The 17,645-nt window shown below is 61.7% G+C and carries 13 protein-coding genes; 8 read left to right on the plus strand and 5 right to left on the minus strand.

What is annotated here, in order from left to right; all coding sequences use genetic code 11:
• Positions 1-590: 590 nt before the first annotated feature.
• The 4 genes from DK391_RS22115 to DK391_RS22130 all read right to left on the minus strand — a co-directional run bounded on the left by DK391_RS22115 (position 591) and on the right by DK391_RS22130 (position 4,988).
• Positions 591-1,778: a sterol desaturase family protein gene (locus tag DK391_RS22115; protein ID WP_109480120.1), complete on the minus strand. Its 1,188-nt coding sequence runs from the start codon at positions 1,776-1,778 to the stop codon at positions 591-593.
• Between the two features lie 208 nt (positions 1,779-1,986).
• A complete protein-coding gene (locus DK391_RS22120) occupies positions 1,987-2,850 on the minus strand; it encodes an alpha/beta hydrolase (RefSeq protein ID WP_109480121.1) in 864 nt (287 codons plus the stop codon).
• Entirely contained in the window at positions 2,850-4,448 is a 1,599-nt protein-coding gene (locus DK391_RS22125; RefSeq protein ID WP_109480122.1) for a benzoate-CoA ligase family protein, read from the minus strand. The genes DK391_RS22120 and DK391_RS22125 overlap by 1 nt, the downstream gene beginning before the upstream one ends.
• A 60-nt stretch (positions 4,449-4,508) precedes the next feature.
• A complete protein-coding gene (locus DK391_RS22130; RefSeq protein ID WP_109480123.1) occupies positions 4,509-4,988 on the minus strand; it encodes a DUF4863 family protein in 480 nt (159 codons plus the stop codon).
• A gap of 294 nt (positions 4,989-5,282) precedes the next feature.
• Between DK391_RS22130 and DK391_RS22135 the strand changes: the two genes are divergently transcribed.
• The 4 genes from DK391_RS22135 (at position 5,283) to boxA (ending at position 10,857) form a co-directional block, all read left to right on the plus strand.
• A complete protein-coding gene (locus DK391_RS22135) occupies positions 5,283-6,245 on the plus strand; it encodes a helix-turn-helix transcriptional regulator (protein WP_109480124.1) in 963 nt (320 codons plus the stop codon).
• A gap of 136 nt (positions 6,246-6,381) precedes the next feature.
• The gene (gene boxC, locus DK391_RS22140; RefSeq protein WP_204117417.1) at positions 6,382-8,052 is read left to right on the plus strand and encodes a 2,3-epoxybenzoyl-CoA dihydrolase; all 1,671 of its coding nucleotides are present in this window, start codon (positions 6,382-6,384) and stop codon (positions 8,050-8,052) included.
• Positions 8,053-8,139: 87 nt separating this feature from the next.
• Positions 8,140-9,567, plus strand: coding sequence for a benzoyl-CoA 2,3-epoxidase subunit BoxB (boxB, locus tag DK391_RS22145; protein ID WP_109480126.1), 1,428 nt, complete (start codon positions 8,140-8,142; stop codon positions 9,565-9,567).
• Positions 9,568-9,606: 39 nt separating this feature from the next.
• Positions 9,607-10,857, plus strand: a complete 1,251-nt coding sequence (gene boxA / locus DK391_RS22150) for a benzoyl-CoA 2,3-epoxidase subunit BoxA (RefSeq protein WP_109480127.1) — start codon at positions 9,607-9,609, stop codon at positions 10,855-10,857.
• 18 nt (positions 10,858-10,875) lie between these two features.
• Here boxA and DK391_RS22155 read toward each other — a convergent pair whose 3' ends face one another.
• Positions 10,876-11,598: a TetR/AcrR family transcriptional regulator gene (locus DK391_RS22155; RefSeq protein ID WP_109480128.1), complete on the minus strand. Its 723-nt coding sequence runs from the start codon at positions 11,596-11,598 to the stop codon at positions 10,876-10,878.
• A 355-nt stretch (positions 11,599-11,953) separates the two neighbouring features.
• Between DK391_RS22155 and DK391_RS22160 the strand changes: the two genes are divergently transcribed.
• The 4 genes from DK391_RS22160 (at position 11,954) to DK391_RS22175 (ending at position 17,613) form a co-directional block, all read left to right on the plus strand.
• Positions 11,954-13,231, plus strand: a complete 1,278-nt coding sequence (locus DK391_RS22160) for a Zn-dependent hydrolase (protein ID WP_109480129.1) — start codon at positions 11,954-11,956, stop codon at positions 13,229-13,231.
• A gap of 115 nt (positions 13,232-13,346) precedes the next feature.
• Positions 13,347-14,696 carry an NAD(P)-dependent oxidoreductase gene (locus DK391_RS22165; protein WP_109480130.1) on the plus strand — a complete coding sequence of 450 codons (1,350 nt, stop codon included), beginning with the start codon at positions 13,347-13,349 and terminating at the stop codon, positions 14,694-14,696.
• A 49-nt stretch (positions 14,697-14,745) separates the two neighbouring features.
• Positions 14,746-16,059 (plus strand): NAD-dependent dihydropyrimidine dehydrogenase subunit PreA, encoded by a 1,314-nt coding sequence (preA, locus tag DK391_RS22170; protein WP_109480131.1) that lies wholly within the window; start codon positions 14,746-14,748, stop codon positions 16,057-16,059.
• Between the two features lie 57 nt (positions 16,060-16,116).
• Entirely contained in the window at positions 16,117-17,613 is a 1,497-nt protein-coding gene (locus tag DK391_RS22175; protein WP_109480132.1) for an NCS1 family nucleobase:cation symporter-1, read from the plus strand.
• Positions 17,614-17,645: the final 32 nt, after the last annotated feature.

A 17,645-nucleotide genomic window follows, 5' to 3' on the forward strand; every position in this document is an offset into this window, starting at 1 on the left:
ACGGGTGGTGCGAGAACGACGGAATCGGCTGCGCTGGCGCCGTTGGGGGAGGCGGCTTGTGCCTGCGCGGCAGGGGACTGCGGAGCTTGAAGCGCGGCGCCTGTGGCTGGCGCGGATTGCGAGGGGACGGCGTTGAAAGTCGTGGCGAGAACGGGCTGTTGTGCGACTGACTGTTGATGTTGCGGGTCTTGCGATGTCTGGACGGCGGTGTCGTCGTTGCACGCTGCAGCCGCGATCGATGCCGCCATCACGGCAAGCGCAAGGTGCAAACGCTTGCGTCGCGAGCTACATGCAGTTTCGTGCACAGCGGGCATCGTCATCCTCCGGCGTCAGCTTGAGAGACGCGTAACGATAGCCAGCATGTGTGTAGGTATTGTGAAGCGTGAGGTGACGTAAGACATGCAGCTTTGCTGCATGTCATTCATGCTTGATGGTGCATGCGCGCACAAGCAGTGCTGGAAGGCGAGTGCGCGCTACATGTGATGCAGCGCGCATTCTCTGTGACGGTTCAATGACTTGTGGCGCTTATCGGCAGGTTATCCACAAGGTTGATCACGGATTATGTGGACAACTGCAGTCCAGTGCATTCGCTATCGGGGGCCGCGGAACGGAAACGCCTGCTGACGCACGAATCCATCCGGCATGTAGTCGCCGACCACGCCATAGGTCTCGGGAAAGCGGCGCTCTGCCTTGACGGCCGTGCCGAACAGGTAATCGATGAAGGCGAAATGTGCAGCGTAGTTCTTGTCGATCGCTTCATCTTCGGACGAGTGATGCCAGTGATGAAAATCCGGCGTGACAAACACGTAACGCAACGGACCCCATGGCAAGCTCACGTTCGCATGATTGAACACGGCCTGGAAGCCGACGATGATGATGTACGCATCGATGACTGCCTTGTCGAACCCGAGCACGAATAGCGGGCCGAGCACGACGACGCGCGTGGCGATCAGTTCGAGCACATGCTGGCGCGATCCCGCCAGCCAGTCCATCGACTTGACGCTGTGATGCACGGCATGGAAGCGCCACAGGAAAGGCACTTCATGATAGGCGCGGTGCACTCCATATTCGGCAAGGTCGGCAACCAGCATGCAGAGCAATAACTGCGGCACAAATGCAATCTGCTGCACCGCATGTTGAAAACCTGCATTTGCCATCCATCCAAATGCGCGATGAATCATGAAGTTCACGATCAGCAGCGCAAGCCCGATGATGAAGTGGTTGAACGCGAAGTGCACCATGTCCGTTTGCCATTCGGCCCGGAACACCGGCTGCTTGCGGTGCAACGGAAAGAGCTTTTCGAGCAGCACGAAGATCGTGGTCGAGCCGAGCAGATCGAGAATGAACCAGTCGGCGCCGATATACGGCGTGTGATCCGGAAAATCGCCGACAGGCACACGCGAGCCGCCGAGTGCCACGGCGACGATCACGAAGATGAACGAGAGTGCATTGATGTGCCGGCGATTGTCGACCACGATGCTGCCGAGTGCCAGGCCGCCCGAAACGATCAACGCGCAGAACAGGATCTGCCGCATCAGGTCGACGGAATAGACGTGGCGCAGTTCAGGTGTGGTCAGATACTGCGGGAAATGGAATGCCAGTACGCCGAACAGCGACAGGAAGCTGAGTACCAGCGCGACAACGGTCGCGATCAGTCCGTTGCCGAAGCCGAGCTGGCCGTGACTCGTGAGCAGTTTCTGGGTGGACGCGGCGGTTTTCACAGCCGACTCGAGCGGGGATTCGTGGTGCTTGTCGTGTTGTTTCTGGTCGCGGTTCATGATGTCGTCGACGTAGTGAAGCGCGCGTTGAACGTGAGCAGGCGAACACCTGCGACGCGCGAACGGTGACGCATCCTATAACGATCGGGTAGAACGCGGCGAGTCCAGAATGTAAAGAATGGTGGTGCGGCGAGCGCGCGGCGGCCGAAAAGGCTTTCGATCCGGCTCGCCGTGGCGTGACGGTGCGGTCCCGAACCGACGCGGCCGGTCAGGTTTGCGCGGCGTTGCTGTCGCTGTTGCGTTCGATGAAAGCGGCGATCGCATCGTTGAGTGCTTGCGGCGCATCGCGATGCGGCGAGTGACCGCAATTGTCCAGCTTCGCGAGTGCGGTTTGCGGCGCGCGTTGCGCAATCGTGTCGATCTGCGCCATCGTGCCGTAGTGATCGTCGTGTCCTTGTACTGCGAGCAACGGGCAGTGAATGCATTCGAGTTCATCGACGATGCGCCATGAGCGGAATGCGTCGCTCAGCCACACGTCGTTCCAGCCGTAGAACGCCGAATCGACGTCGTCGTGATGCCGGGCCAGCTTGCTGCGCAGATCCGTCTGCTCATAGGCTGTCTTCGCCTCGGCGATACTGGCGACGGAAATATCCTCGACGAATACATGCGGTGCAATCACAACCGCGCCTGCCAGTGCATCGGGAGAAGCGGCAGCATAGAGCAGCGTGATCGAGCCGCCATCGCTGTGGCCGATCACCCACATGCGCTTTCGTTCATCGGTGCTCACGTGCAGTGCATCGAGCAATGCAGGTAAGACATCGCGCGCCTGCACCGACATGAAGTCGACGGGGAGTTTGACGTGATGCGGACGCGGCGTCGAACGTCCGTAGCCAGGGCGCGAATACACGAGTCCACGCATGCCGAGCCGGTCGCACAGCGATTGGGGCCAGTCTTTCCACATCGCGACCGAGCCAAGCCCTTCATGCAGGAAGACGGCCAGTGGTGCATCGGTCAGATGCGCATTGATCCAGCGGTATTCGATATCCAGCGGGGCGCGTTGCGCAGTGGCGGGCAACGCGATCATCGCGTTTTTGTCACTCAGGCGTGCAGCAGGTTCGGCCATACCGTTCATCAGCTCTTGAGCTGTTCTCGCAGTTTGAAGCGTTGAATCTTACCTGTTGCCGTCTTCGGCAGATCGTCGACGAACACGATGTCGCGAGGATACTTGTGCGGCGCGAGTTTGCCTTTGACGAACGACTTGAGTTCATCTGCGAGCGCATCGCATGCATCGGCATTGTGCTTCAGCACGACGAATGCACGCGTCTTGACGAGTCCGCCATGATCGACGCCCACCACGGCGGCTTCGAGCACGGCAATATGTTGCACGAGCACCATCTCCACTTCGACGGGCGATACATACTGGCCGCTCACCTTCAGCATGTCATCGCTGCGGCCCGCGTACTGATAGCAGCCGCTCGGCAAGCGGCAGTACTTGTCGCCGCTGCGGATCCACTCGCCGAGAAACGTCGCCCGGGTTTTTTCGCGGTTGTTCCAGTACATCAGCGCTGCGCTCGGCCCCTTGATGAACAGGTCGCCGATTTCACCGTCCGGCACAGGGTGACCCGCCTCATCGCGTAATTCCACTTCATATCCGGGCACAGGGCGGCCCGTCGTACCGTATTCGACTTCACCTGCGCGATTCGACAGAAAAATATGCAGCATCTCGGTCGAGCCGATGCCGTCGAGAATCTCGCAGCCGAAGTGCGCAGTGAACCGTTCGCCGATCTCGCGCGGCAATGCTTCGCCCGCCGATGCGCACACGCGCATCGCCACCCGCTCGCGCGGCGGCAGGTTGGGCGAGACGAGCATGCTTGCATAGAGCGTCGGCACGCCGTAGAAGATCGTCGGCCGATGCTCGACCAGCCGCCTGAAGATGGCGTCGGGCGTCGGCCGTTCGGCCATCAGCACAGCCGTCGCGCCGACCGAAAGCGGGAAAGTCAGCGCGTTGCCGAGGCCATAGGCGAAGAACAGCTTGGCGGCGGAAAACACCACGTCGTGTTCTTTGATGCCGAGTACCGGCTTAGCGTAGAGCTCTGCAGTCCAGTACAGGTTGGCATGCGTATGCACTGTGCCTTTCGGCTTGCCGGTCGATCCCGATGAATACAGCCAGAAAGCGATGTCATCGCCGCTGCATGCATTCGGCTTCAGCAACGGGTCGGCGCCATCGATCAACTGGCTCAGCACATGCACGGGCGGCGGATCGACCTGCACTGGCTGCGACACGATCAGCAGGCAGCCATCGTGTTCCGCGTCTGTCATTGCCTGTTCGACGCTCGGCAGCAGCGCGCCCGATGCGATCACGGCACGTGCATGGCTGTGCGTGAGCATGTAGAGATAGTCGGCGGCAGTCAGCAGCGTATTGGCGACCACGGGCACGACGCCCGCATGCAATGCGCCGAGAAACGCGACGGGCAACTCGACCGTATCCAGCATCACGAGCAGGATGCGCTCCTCGGGATGCACGCCGAGCGAGCGCAATGCACCGGCGAAGCGGCGCGCGCGGTCTTCGAGTTGCGCATACGTGATGACGCCGCTGTCATCGACAAAGGCCGGCTTGTCGGGCCGCACGTCGTTGAGGCGAAACAGGTGCGACGCGAAGTTGAATTGAGCAGGTGGCGGCTCGACATTCGGCGCGGGCTCGCCTGCGCGCGGTTCCAGCAGGGCTTGCATGTCTCCTCCGGCAGAGTAAGACGGAGTGCGTGGGAACGATCGTGGCAGCGTGCAGGCGCGTCAGCTGCCGTTCGCGTCCTGAGTGAATTCGATTGCACCTTGCGGCAGCAGATACAGCACGAGTGCCTGACCTTGCGCGACAGTCGGCCGGTGCGCGCTGCCGGGGCCGTACACGCACCAGCCGGCGGGGTGGCCGTCGAAGGTCGCGCCGTCGGAGAGCGGCATGATCAGATCGATTTCGCCGTTTGGATGCACATGATGCGGACCGGCAATGTTCTGCATATCGACCACGTCGACGGAAAAGCCGTGCGTGTCGGGTGTGGGCTTGATGACGCGGCCATACCGGATGCCGCCGTGTTCGCGATTGCATAGCCAGCCTTCGGCGACACCTGCGCGGCACGCACCGGCAAGCTCATCGTAGGTGGCGCTGCCCGCCGGCCAGGTTGCGTTGAGCCAGCCGGCGAGCGAAGCATCGAGTGGGCGGCCATCCAGCCGCGCTGTCACGCCTGCAATGAGCCGCTGAAAATCCTGGGGGGACATGCTTGCCTCCTGTCGACCCGAACCGGCTGGCTGGACAGACGACCCAGAGCGCATGCGCCTGCGATCTGCCGCGGCCCTGCTCGTGCCTCATGCAAGATGATTGCAGCCTGCCTGTACACACGACACGCACCTTAGTTCATGTGCTGCGCAGCCTGCCGTCTCCGTTTTTTCCTATGCCATCTGGCGGAGGGCCAACGGCGTTGTTATTGCGTCGATATGCGGCGAAAATTAACCGTTCACCTTGAGCATGTCAAGCACTATAGTACATATACCTAGTCGATGAGGCTTTGCGACATGAATCAAACTTACTCTGCCGCTGCGACTGATGCGTCAACTACGCCGGGCACCGACGATGAGGCGCCGAAAGCCGAGCGCGAAGAGCGCGATCCCTTCCTGACCGCGATGGGCGAGCGTGTGCGCCTGCTGCGCGCGCGGCGCGGCATGACGCGCAAGACGCTGGCATCGGAAACGGGGCTGTCCGAGCGACACCTCGCGAATCTCGAATCCGGCGTAGGCAATGCATCGGTGCTGGTGCTGCGGCAAATCGCGGCGACGCTGAACTGCCCGCTGGCCGAAGTGATCGGCGACGAAACCACCTCGTCGGCAGAATGGCTGCTGATCCGCGAACTGCTCCACGGCCGCGATCAGGCAGCATTGCAGCGGGCCCGCGTCGCGCTCGCGGAAATGTTCGCGCAGGCGCCGCGCGACCCCCACCGCAAGGACCGCATCGCACTGATCGGGTTGCGCGGCGCGGGTAAATCGACGCTTGGCCGCATGCTCGCGCAGGAGCGCAAGGTGCCCTTCATCGAAATCACGAAGGTGATCCAGCAGATGGCGGGCTGTCCGCCGGCGGAAATCCATTCGCTGTATGGTGCGAGCGCTTATCGACGTTACGAGCAGCGCGCGCTTGAAGCCGTGATTGGCGAGCACGAGCGTGCCGTGATCGCGTCGCCGGGCGGGCTGGTGTCGGAGCCCGCTACCTTCAACGCATTGCTGGCGCACTGTTTCACGGTCTGGCTGCAGGCCACGCCGGAAGAGCACATGCGTCGTGTGGTCGCGCAGGGCGATCTGCGGCCGATGTCCGGCAACAAGGAGGCGATGGAAGATCTCAAGCGCATCCTCGCGGGCCGCGGCGAACTGTACGGCCGCGCCGACATGACCTTCGACACGAGCGAACGCACGCTGGCCGACGCCTATCTGCAACTGCGCGACCGCCTCGCCGCACGCCTAGCAGCTGAACTAGGCGACGAAACGTAATGCATGTGACGTGCACGGTGACGGTAGGGGATAACCCCAAAACATGAAGTAAAGTGCTTTGCATGGTCGAAGTGGTGCACTATTATTCGTTAAAACGAACTGCATCCGCTTCAGGAGACACCCCATGTCCGCAGCCATGTCCCCGGCCGAGATCGCCGCCGCGCGAATCGACTACCGCACGGATCCGTCGCAGTACAAGCACTGGAAGCTGTCGTTCAATGGCCCGGTGGCCACGCTCGGGATCGATATTGCCGAGGACGGCGGCATCCGCGACGGTTACAAGCTGAAGTTGAATTCATACGACCTTGGCGTCGATATCGAACTGCACGATGCACTTCAGCGCATCCGCTTCGAGCACCCGGAAGTCAGGACCGTTGTCATGACGAGTCTTAAGGATCGTGTGTTCTGCTCGGGTGCAAACATCTTCATGCTCGGCCTGTCGTCGCATGCATGGAAGGTCAACTTCTGCAAGTTCACCAACGAAACACGCAACGGCATCGAAGATTCGTCGCGCCACTCGGGCCTGAAGTTTCTTGCAGCCGTCAACGGTTCATGTGCCGGCGGCGGATATGAACTGGCGCTCGCGTGCGATGAGATTTATCTGGTCGATGACCGCTCGTCGTCGGTTGCGTTGCCGGAAGTGCCATTGCTCGGCGTGTTGCCGGGCACGGGCGGTCTGACGCGTGTCACCGACAAGCGCAAGGTCCGCCACGATCGCGCCGACATTTTCTGCACAGTGGTCGAAGGCATTCGCGGCGCGCGTGCCAAAGAATGGCGTCTCGTTGACGAAGTGGTGAAGCCGAACCAGTTCGATCAGGCGATCGCCGCGCGTGCACTGGAACTCGCGCAGCAGAGCGACCGTCCCGCCGACGCGCAAGGCGTGGCGCTGACGCGCGTCGAGCGCACGGATCGCGAAGACGGCCTCACGTATGCGACGCTCGACGTCAGCATCGACCGGGCGAAGCGCACGGCCACGTTCACAGCAAAAGCGCCACCAATCGATCAGCCGACGGAGATCGACGCCATCGTCGCGAGCGGCGCGAAGTGGTGGCCGCTGCAGTTCGCGCGCGAACTCGACGCCGCGATTCTCTCGATGCGCCCCAACGAACTCGACATCGGCACGTGGATCCTGAAGACGGAAGGCGATGCGCGCGCGGTGCTCGCTGCCGACGCCACGCTGCTGCAACACAGGGACCACTGGTTCGTGCGCGAAACGATCGGCCTCTTGCGCCGCACGCTCGCGCGCATCGACGTGTCGTCGCGCTCGCTGTTCGCGCTGATCGAGCCGGGTTCGTGTTTCGCGGGCCCATTCGCAGAATTCGCTTTTGCCGCCGACCGCACCTACATGGCCGCGCTGCCGGCAAACGAAGACGAAGAGCCGGCCATCACGCTGGCGGAAGTCAATTTCGGGCTGTATCCGATGGTCACGCAGCAGTCGCGGCTCGCGCGCCGCTGCTACGAAGAGACGGAAGCGCTCGACGCCGTGCGCGCCACGACCGGCCAGCCGGTGAAAGCCGTTGAAGCGGAACGTCTCGGCCTCGTGACGGCATCGCTCGACGATATCGACTGGGCGGACGAGATTCGCATCGCACTCGAAGAGCGCGCGGCCATGTCGCCCGACGCGCTGACGGGCATGGAGGCCAATCTGCGCTTCAACGGCCGCGAGACGATGGAGACGCGCATCTTCGGGCGATTGACGGCGTGGCAGAACTGGATTTTCAACCGGCCGAACGCGGTGGGCGAGAAGGGCGCGCTCAAGGTGTACGGCAAGGGCAGCAAGGCGCAATTCGACGTGTCGCGCGTATAACGCACGGCCGCCTGCAAGCACAACAACATCGCGCCGATACGAAGCCTCTCGCACCTCCAACGAACGCGCCGCGCTCAAGGAACCGACATGTCCACCATCAACTACAGCGACAAGATCCCGAACAACGTCAACCTCGCCGACGACCGCACGCTGCAGCGCGCGCTCGAACAATGGCAGCCGAATTTCCTGTCGTGGTGGGGCGATATGGGCCCGGACGGCTCGCATGATTTCGACGTGTATCTGCGCACGGCGACGAGTGTCGATCCCGGCGGCTGGGCGCATTTCGATTACGTGAAGATGCCCGATTATCGCTGGGGCATTTTTCTCGCGCCCGGCGATCAGGCGCGCACGATCAACTTCGGCGAGCACAAGGGCGAAGCGGCATGGCAGGAAGTGCCGGGCGAGCATCGCGCGAACCTGCGCCGCATCATCGTCACGCAAGGCGATACGGAGCCCGCTTCCGTCGAGCAGCAGCGTCATCTCGGTCTGACTGCGCCGTCGATGTACGACTTGCGCAACCTGTTCCAGGTGAACGTCGAAGAAGGCCGGCACCTGTGGGCAATGGTGTATCTGCTGCACCGTTACTTTGGCCGTGACGGACGCGAGGAAGCGGAAGCGCTGCTCGGCCGTCGCTCGGGCGATGACGACAACCCGCGCATTCTCGGCGCCTTCAACGAGAAAACACCGGACTGGCTCGCGTTCTACATGTTCACGTATTTCACGGACCGAGACGGCAAGTTCCAGTTGAGCGCGCTCGCCGAGTCCGGCTTCGATCCGCTCGCGCGCACCACGAAGTTCATGCTGACGGAAGAAGCGCATCACATGTTCGTCGGCGAATCGGGCGTATCGCGTGTCGTGCAGCGCACGGCGCAGATGATGAACGAACTGAAGACCGATGACGTGAGCCGGATTCGCGCAGCCGGCGTGATCGATCTGCCGACCATCCAGCGCTATCTGAACTTCCACTACTCGGTGACCATCGATCTGTTCGGTGCGGATCAGTCGTCGAATGCCGCCACGTTTTATAGCTCGGGCCTCAAGGGCCGTTACGAAGAAACGAAGCGCGACGACGATCATCAACTGAACGGGCAGAGCTACAAACTGCTCGATGTCGAGGACGGCAAGCTCGTCGAGCGCGAAGTGCCCATGCTCAACGCGATGAACGAAGTGCTGCGCGACGACTACATCAAGGACTCGGTCGCGGGTGTCGGACGCTGGAACAAGGTGCTGGAGAAGGCGGGCATCGATTTTCGTCTCACCGTGCCGCACAAGGCGTTCAACCGGCAGATCGGCACCTTCAAGGACACGCGCGTCGCGCCCGATGGCCGCGTGATCGGCGAAACGGAATGGGCGGCGAACGAAGCGAAATGGCTGCCGACGCCGGAAGACCGTGCGTACGTTGCGTCGCTGATGGGGCGCGTCGCGGAGCCGGGCAAGTTTGCGAACTGGATCGCGCCGCCCGCAATGGGCATCAACCGTCAGCCCGTCGATTTCGAATACGTGCGTTTCAACTGAGCCTGGCGCAAGCGTTAGCGCGAAGAGGCAGGAGACATCATGAACGCGCCCATACCGGTCGAGATTCTCAAGCAGCATCTGATCGATCCGGAGATCTGCATTCGCTGCAATACGTGCGAAGAGACCTGTCCGATCGATGCGATCACGCACGATGGCACCAACTATGTCGTGATGCCGGACGTGTGCAATGGCTGCATGGCGTGTGTGCCGCCGTGTCCGACGGGCGCGATCGATAACTGGCGCTCGGTGCTCAGGGCCGACGCGTACAGCATCGACGAGCAGTACACGTGGGACGTGTTGCCCGAGCAGGGCACGATGGCCTTGCCGGCGTCGGCTGAAAACACGGCGCAGGACAACGCCGCGAGCGACGACGGCAGCATCGAAGCGCAAGGCATCGAAGTCGATACGGTGCGCGGCGCCGTGGTGCCGCCGTGGTCGGCAGCGCGGCCGTATGTGAATCTCTACACGCACAAGAACCCGACGACGGCGACCGTGGTCGGCAACTATCGCCTGACGGACGAAACGACTGAAAGCGATATACATCACATTGTGCTGGATTTTGGCGCCATGCCGTTTCCCGTGCTCGAAGGGCAATCGATCGGCATTCTTCCGCCCGGCAGCGCGACCGATGGGCGCGCTCATCACGCGCGCCAGTATTCGATTGCCAGTCCGCGTGACGGCGAGCGGCCCGGCTACAACAACGTGTCGCTGACGGTGAAGCGCGTGACTCAGGACTATCAGGGCAACGCGGCAACGGGCGTGTGCTCGAACTATCTGTGCGATCTGAAGAAGGGTGATGTGGTCAACGTGATCGGGCCATTCGGCAGCACGTTTCTGATGCCGAATCATCCGAACTCGCATCTGCTGATGATCTGCACGGGCACGGGTTCCGCACCCATGCGCGCGATGACCGAGTATCGACGCAGACGCAGGCTGAAGGGCGCAACGGGCAGACTGATGCTGTTCTTCGGCGCACGCACGAAAGAAGAGTTGCCTTATTTCGGTCCGCTGACCAACCTGCCGAAGGATTTCATCGATACGAATCTCGCATTTTCACGCACGCCCGGCGAGCCGAAACGCTACGTGCAGGACGCGATGCGTGAGCGTGCCGCCGATGTCGCGCAACTGCTGCGCGACGACAACACCTTCATCTATGTGTGCGGACTGAAGGGCATGGAAGATGGCGTGTTGCAATCGCTCAAGGACATCGCCGGTCAGCAGGGTCTCGAATGGGACGAGCTGTGGGAAAGACTCAAGCGCGAAGGACGCCTGCATCTGGAAACGTACTGAGCGTCAATGACGTTAGCCCTACGCTGAGTCAGTCGGCGACTTCGCGCCGCAAGCGCGGATAACAAGCTGCACGACCTGCTCGGTCGCTGCATCGAAAGCTTTCGACGATAACGCGCGCTTGCCGCCGAGCGCGCGTATCTGCGCATCGAAATCGGCGTAGTGCTGCGTCGTCGCCCAGATCATGTACATCAACGTTTGCGCATCGACCTCGGCGAGCAGGCCGCGCGCGATCCAGTCGTCGATCACGGTGACGCGCGTTTCCAGCCATGGCTTCACGCGTTGCTCGAGTATGTCGAGCATATGGTCCGCGCCGTGGATGATCTCGTTGGCCCACACCTTCGAACCTAGCGGGCGCCGCCGCGACAGGTCCATCTTCGCACGCACATAACCGCCGATCGCTTCGACGGGATCGTCGCTGCCTTCGAACGTATTTGCTGCGCGATGCCAGTCCTCGAACAGGTCTTCCAGCACGCGCCGGTACAGCGCGAGTTTGGTCGGGAAGTAGTAATGCACGTTGGCTTTCGGTAAGCCGGCACGTTCGGCGATCATCGCCGTGCTCGCACCTTCGAAGCCGCGCTCCGCAAAAACGGCTTCCGCGCAGGCCAGAAGATGCGCTTCGTTGCTCTCGCGAATGTGAGCCTTGCGCCGCCGCAAAGGGGCGGGCGCTTCGTCGCTGTCGGTCTCGCTCACTGCCGTGTCGTCGTGTCTCATCGTTTGCCTCGGTGCCGCGTCGCGCTTCATTCTAGCCGCTCATCTCGTCATCCACCTAGCTGCTTGCTTGCACGCGTGGCTTACCTGGAAAGTCGTGCTGCGTTGCAATGGCACGCTTCTCGCTCTGTTTTCCCGCGCACAAAAGTCATTGATTTGATGTTTTTAATCGGCTACAACCTGTCCAATCGGACAGGATTCGCAGAGCCGCCGATGCTCAGGGTTTACGTGTGCTAAAGGATGCATCGACGCATGCACGCGTGAAGTGCAGCGATGCCCCAAAGCGAATCGGCAGACCCAGCCGATGCACAGTTTCACTTCGTCGCGAGAGGGCGCCATGCCGCTCGCGTTGAACTGCAAAGCGTGTTGATCCAGAGGAGCAAGACGAATGAATGCGGTATCCGAAGCGTTGAAACAGGGACTCGATACGTCGATCACCGTCAATGGCAAACGTCTGTGGGACAGCCTGATGACGATGGCGAAGATCGGCGCGACACAGAAGGGCGGCGTCTGCCGTCTCGCGCTCACCGATCTCGACAAGGAAGGGCGCGATCTGATCGTCAGCTGGGCGAAGGAGGCGGGCTGCACGGTCAGCGTCGATCAGATGGGCAACGTGTTCATGCGGCGCGCAGGCACGAATCCCAATGCGCTGCCCGTGATGACGGGATCGCACGCCGACTCGCAACCGACAGGTGGCCGCTTCGACGGCATCTACGGCGTGCTCGGCGGACTCGAAGTGATTCGAAGCCTGAACGATCGCAACATCGAAACCGAACACCCGATTGAAGTGGTCATCTGGACCAACGAAGAAGGCTCGCGTTTTGCGCCTGCGATGGTGGCGTCCGGCGTGTTCGCGGGTGTGTTCACGCTCGACTATGGTCTGTCGCGCAAGGATGTCGACGGCAAGACGATCGGCGAGGAACTGAAGCGCATCGGTTACGCCGGCGACGTGCCGTGTGGCGGGCGTCCATTGCATGCCGCGTTCGAATTGCACATCGAACAGGGGCCGATACTCGAAGCAGAGCAGAAGACCATCGGCGTCGTGACCGACGCGCAAGGGCAGCGCTGGTACGAGATCACGCTGACGGGTCAGGAGGCGCACGCCGGCCCGACACCGATGCCGCGCCGCAAGGACGCGTTGCTCGGTGCGGCGCGTGTCGTCGATCTCGTGAACCGTATCGGTCTCGACAATGCGCCGTTCGCGTGTGCGACGGTGGGGATGATGCAGGTGCATCCGAACTCGCGCAATGTGATTCCAGGGCGTGTATTTTTCACGGTCGATTTCCGTCATCCCGACGATGCCGTGCTCGCGAAGATGGACGCAGCACTGCGCGAAGGCGTTGAAAAGATCGCGGGCGGCATCGGCCTTGAGACACAGCTCGAACAGATCTTTTACTACAAGCCCATCAGGTTCGATGCGGCCTGCGTGAAGTCTGTACGCGCCGCCGCCGAACGCTTTGGTTATCCGCATCGCGACATGGTATCGGGCGCGGGTCACGACGCGTGCTACCTGTCACAGGTCGCGCCGACGTCGATGGTATTCGTGCCGTGCGTGGATGGCATCAGTCACAACGAAATCGAAGACGCGACCCCCGAATGGATCGAGGCGGGCGCGAATGTGTTGTTGCACGCGATGCTGGAGCGTGCCTGCGAACCCGCATCGTAAGCGCGCGTTGATGCATTAAGGCTTCATCGTTTCACCTGAAAAATAAGCCGTCCTGGCTTCGTTCGCGCGAAGCCGGCAGGCACGGCTACGTCCTCACATTGACGAAGGAATACGTATGGCTATCAGGCAAAACGGCGACATCGCGGCGCAACGCCTGTCGTCCGAGCAGCTTTCATGCGAATTCACCGATATTTCTCCGCTGCTCGATCCCACGGCGGCCGCTGCCGCGGCGAGCCGCTGTCACTACTGCTACGACGCACCGTGCGTGCAGGCATGCCCGACGCAGATCGATATTCCGAGCTTTATCCGCAAGATCGGCAACGGCAATCTGAAGGGTGCCGCGACCGATATTCTCTCGGCGAATCCGTTAGGCGGCATGTGCTCACGCGTGTGTCCGACCGAGATCCTTTGCGAAGGCGCCTGCGTGCGCAATCATCAGGACGCGAAGCCGGTTGCGATCGGCGCATTGCAGCGTCATGCAACCGATTGGGCGATGGCGCACAACGCCGTGCAGTTCACGCGCGCGCCAGATAGCGGACGTCATGTGGCCGTGGTCGGTGCTGGACCGGCGGGGCTGGCGTGTGCGCATCGGCTCGCAGTGGCTGGTCATCGCGTGACGATTTACGACGCGCATGACAAGGGCGGCGGCCTCAATGAATACGGCATCGCTGCATATAAGACGGTCGATGATTTTGCGCAGCGCGAAGTGGACTGGTTGCTGTCGGTAGGTGGCATCGAACTGAAAACGGGTATGGCGCTAGGCCGTGACGTGACGCTCGATACGTTGCGTCAACAACACGACGCCGTGTTTCTCGCTGTGGGCCTTGCAGGTGTACGCGCACTTCAACTCGAAGGCGAAGCACTCAATGGCGTGATGAACGCCGTCGATTTCATCGAGCAGGTACGTCAGGCAAGTGATCTCGGCACAGTGCCTGTGGGCCGCCGCGTCATCGTGATCGGTGGTGGCAATACGGCTGTGGATGCGGCCGTGCAGAGCCGCAAGCTCGGCGCGACGAACGTGACGATGGTGTATCGGCGCGGCGTCGAATCGATGAGCGCGACGTGGGCCGAACGCGAGTTCGCGCAGATGCAGGGCGTCACGCTGATTACCCATGCAAAGCCTGTGCGTCTTGCGGGCAGCGAGGGCACGGTAACGGGCGTCGAGTTCGAACGCACCACGAATGACGGCAGCACGGAGCGCTTCACGCTCGAAGCCGACATGGTGCTCAAGGCGATCGGCCAGACGCTCGTGAGCATCGGCCTCGATCACGCATTGTTGACGCTCGACGAAAGCCGCATTGCCGTCGACGAACACCTGCGCACCTCGCTCGACAAGGTATGGGCAGGCGGCGACTGCGCTGCATCGGGCGGTATCGATCTGACCGTGCAGGCCGTGCAGGACGGCAAGCTCGCGGCGGCATCGATCGATGCGATGTTCGCGCTCGCTGCCGTCAAGGCAGCCTGAGGCGCGCACGCAAAGCCAAAACAAAAACCGAATCCCCACGGAGCCGAACATGGCCGATCTTCGCTGCACGATTGCCGGCATTACTTCGCCGAATCCTTTCTGGCTCGCGTCCGCACCGCCGACCGACAAGGCCTACAACGTGAACCGTGCGTTTGAGGCGGGCTGGGGCGGCGTGGTCTGGAAGACGCTCGGCCTCGACCCGCATGTGGTCAACGTCAGCTCGCGCTACGGCGCGGTGCAATGGAACGGCCAGCGCATGGCGGGGCTGAACAACATCGAACTGATCACTGATCGTCCGCTCGATGTCAATTTGCGCGAGATCAAACAGGTCAAGCGCGACTGGCCCGACCGCGCGCTGATCGTATCGCTGATGGTGCCTTGCAATGAGCGCGACTGGAAGTGGATCCTGCCGCTGGTCGAGGACACGGGTGCCGATGCCGTCGAACTGAACTTCGGCTGTCCGCATGGCATGAGCGAGCGTGGCATGGGTTCGGCTGTCGGTCAGGTGCCGGAATACATCGAGATGGTCACGCGCTGGGTCAAGGAAGGCACGAAGCTGCCGTGCCTCGTGAAGCTCACGCCCAACATCAGCGATATACGCATGGGCTCGCGCGCTGCCTATAAAGGCGGCGCGGACGGCGTATCGCTGATCAATACGATCAACTCGATCGTCGCCGTCGATCTCGACCAGATGGCGCCGATGCCGACCGTCGATGGCAAGGGCACGCACGGCGGCTATTGCGGTCCTGCCGTGAAGCCGATTGCGTTGAACATGGTGGCAGAAATTGCACGCGACCCGGAGACGCCGGATCTGCCCATCTCCGGTATCGGCGGTATTTCTTCATGGCGCGATGCAGCGGAATTCATGGTGCTCGGCGCAGGCAGCGTGCAAGTCTGTACGGCCGCGATGCACTACGGCTTTCGCATCGTCTCCGATCTCGCAGACGGCCTCTCGAACTGGATGGACGAAAAAGGCTACGCGACACTCGATGACATTCGCGGCCGTGCCGTGCCGAATGTCACCGACTGGAAGTACCTGAACATGAAGTACGACATCAAGGCGCGCATCGATCAGGACAAGTGCATCCAGTGCGGCCTGTGTCACATTGCGTGTGAAGACACTTCGCATCAGGCCATCACGCGCGAGAAAGACGGCAAGCGTCATTTCGAAGTGGTCGATGCGGAATGCGTCGGGTGCAATCTTTGCATGCATGTATGCCCGGTCGAGCAATGCATCACGATGGAGCGCGTCGATAGCGGCGAGTACGCGAACTGGACCACGCATCCCAACAACCCCGCACGCGTGGGTGCAGATGCACCCGCTACGCCGTCCACACAGGAGCATGCGGCAAAAGCGGCCTGAAGAATACCAACAGCATAAAAACAGCACTCAACGAGCGATCAACCGGAGATCTCATCGATGAAGCAGACAGTGCAATCTGCGGACGCGCCGCATGGCAGCAGTCTTTATAACGACGACCTTGCGCCAACAGGCCCCGCGCAGCGCACGTGGAAGTGGTATCACTTCGCGGCGCTGTGGGTCGGCATGGTGATGAACATCGCGTCTTATATGCTGGCGGCCGGACTGACCGAAGAGGGCATGTCGCCGTGGCAGGCGGTGGTGACGGGGCTGCTTGGCAATCTGATCGTACTGGTGCCGATGCTGCTGATCGGTCATGCGGGCGCGAAGCACGGCATTCCTTACGCGGTGCTGGTGCGGGCGTCATTCGGCACGCAGGGCGCGAAACTGCCGGCGTTGCTGCGTGCGATTGTCGCGTGCGGCTGGTATGGCATTCAGACGTGGCTCGGCGGCAGTGCGATCTACACGCTGCTCAACATCCTGACGGGTAACGCGCTGCACGGCGCGGCGCTGCCGTTTCTCGACATCTCGATCGGTCAGCTCGCGTGCTTTCTCGCGTTCTGGGCCTTGCAGATCTACTTCATCGTGCACGGCACCGATTCGATCCGCTGGCTGGAAAGCTGGTCTGCGCCGATCAAGGTCGTGATGTGCATCGCGCTGGTGTGGTGGGCGACGTCGAAGGCAGGCGGCGTCGGTTCGATGTTGTCGGCGCCTTCGCAATTCGCACCGGGCGGCAAGAAAGAAGGGCTGTTCTGGGTCACCTTCTGGCCGGGCCTGACAGCAATGGTTGGCTTCTGGGCGACGCTGGCGCTCAACATTCCCGACTTCACCCGCTTTGCCAGAACGCAGCGCGACCAGATCGTCGGACAGTCGATTGGTTTGCCCGTGCCGATGGCGTTGCTCTCGGTGATTTCGGTGGTCGTGACGTCGGCGACGGTCGTGATCTACGGCAAAGCGATCTGGGACCCGATCGATCTCACGAGCCGTATGACGGGCATTGGCGTCGGCGTCGCGCTGATCATCCTCACGCTCGATACGATGTGCTGCAATCTCGCGGCCAATCTGGTCGGCCCGGCGTACGACTTTTCGAGCCTGTGGCCGAAGGGCATTTCGTATCGCGCGGGCGGGATGATCACGGCGACCATCGCAATCGTGATGATGCCGTGGAAGATTCTCGCTACCACGCAGGGTTACATCTTCACGTGGCTGGTCGGCTATTCGGCGTTGCTTGGGCCGGTCGCGGGCATTCTGATGGTCGATTACTTCTTCATTCGCGGCACGCGGCTCGATCAGCGTGAACTATTCGACGAGAACGGCGAATACAGCTACACGGGCGGCTGGAATATCGCAGCCGTGGTGGCGCTGCTGGTCGGCGTGCTGCCGAATCTGCCGGGCTTTCTGCATACCGCATTTCCCGCATCGTTTCCCAATGTGCCTGCGTTCCTCAATACGCTCTACACGTATGCGTGGTTCGTGGGACTGGCGCTCGCATCCATCGTCTACGGCACGTGGATGAAGCTGCGTCGCAGTCCGGGCGCAAGCATGGCGAGTGCATGAGCGGACGATTGAACATTTGACGGAGGAGGCAC

The sequence above is a fragment of the Paraburkholderia sp. C35 genome (assembly GCF_003121405.1).
In the GTDB taxonomy this organism is placed as follows: domain Bacteria; phylum Pseudomonadota; class Gammaproteobacteria; order Burkholderiales; family Burkholderiaceae; genus Paraburkholderia.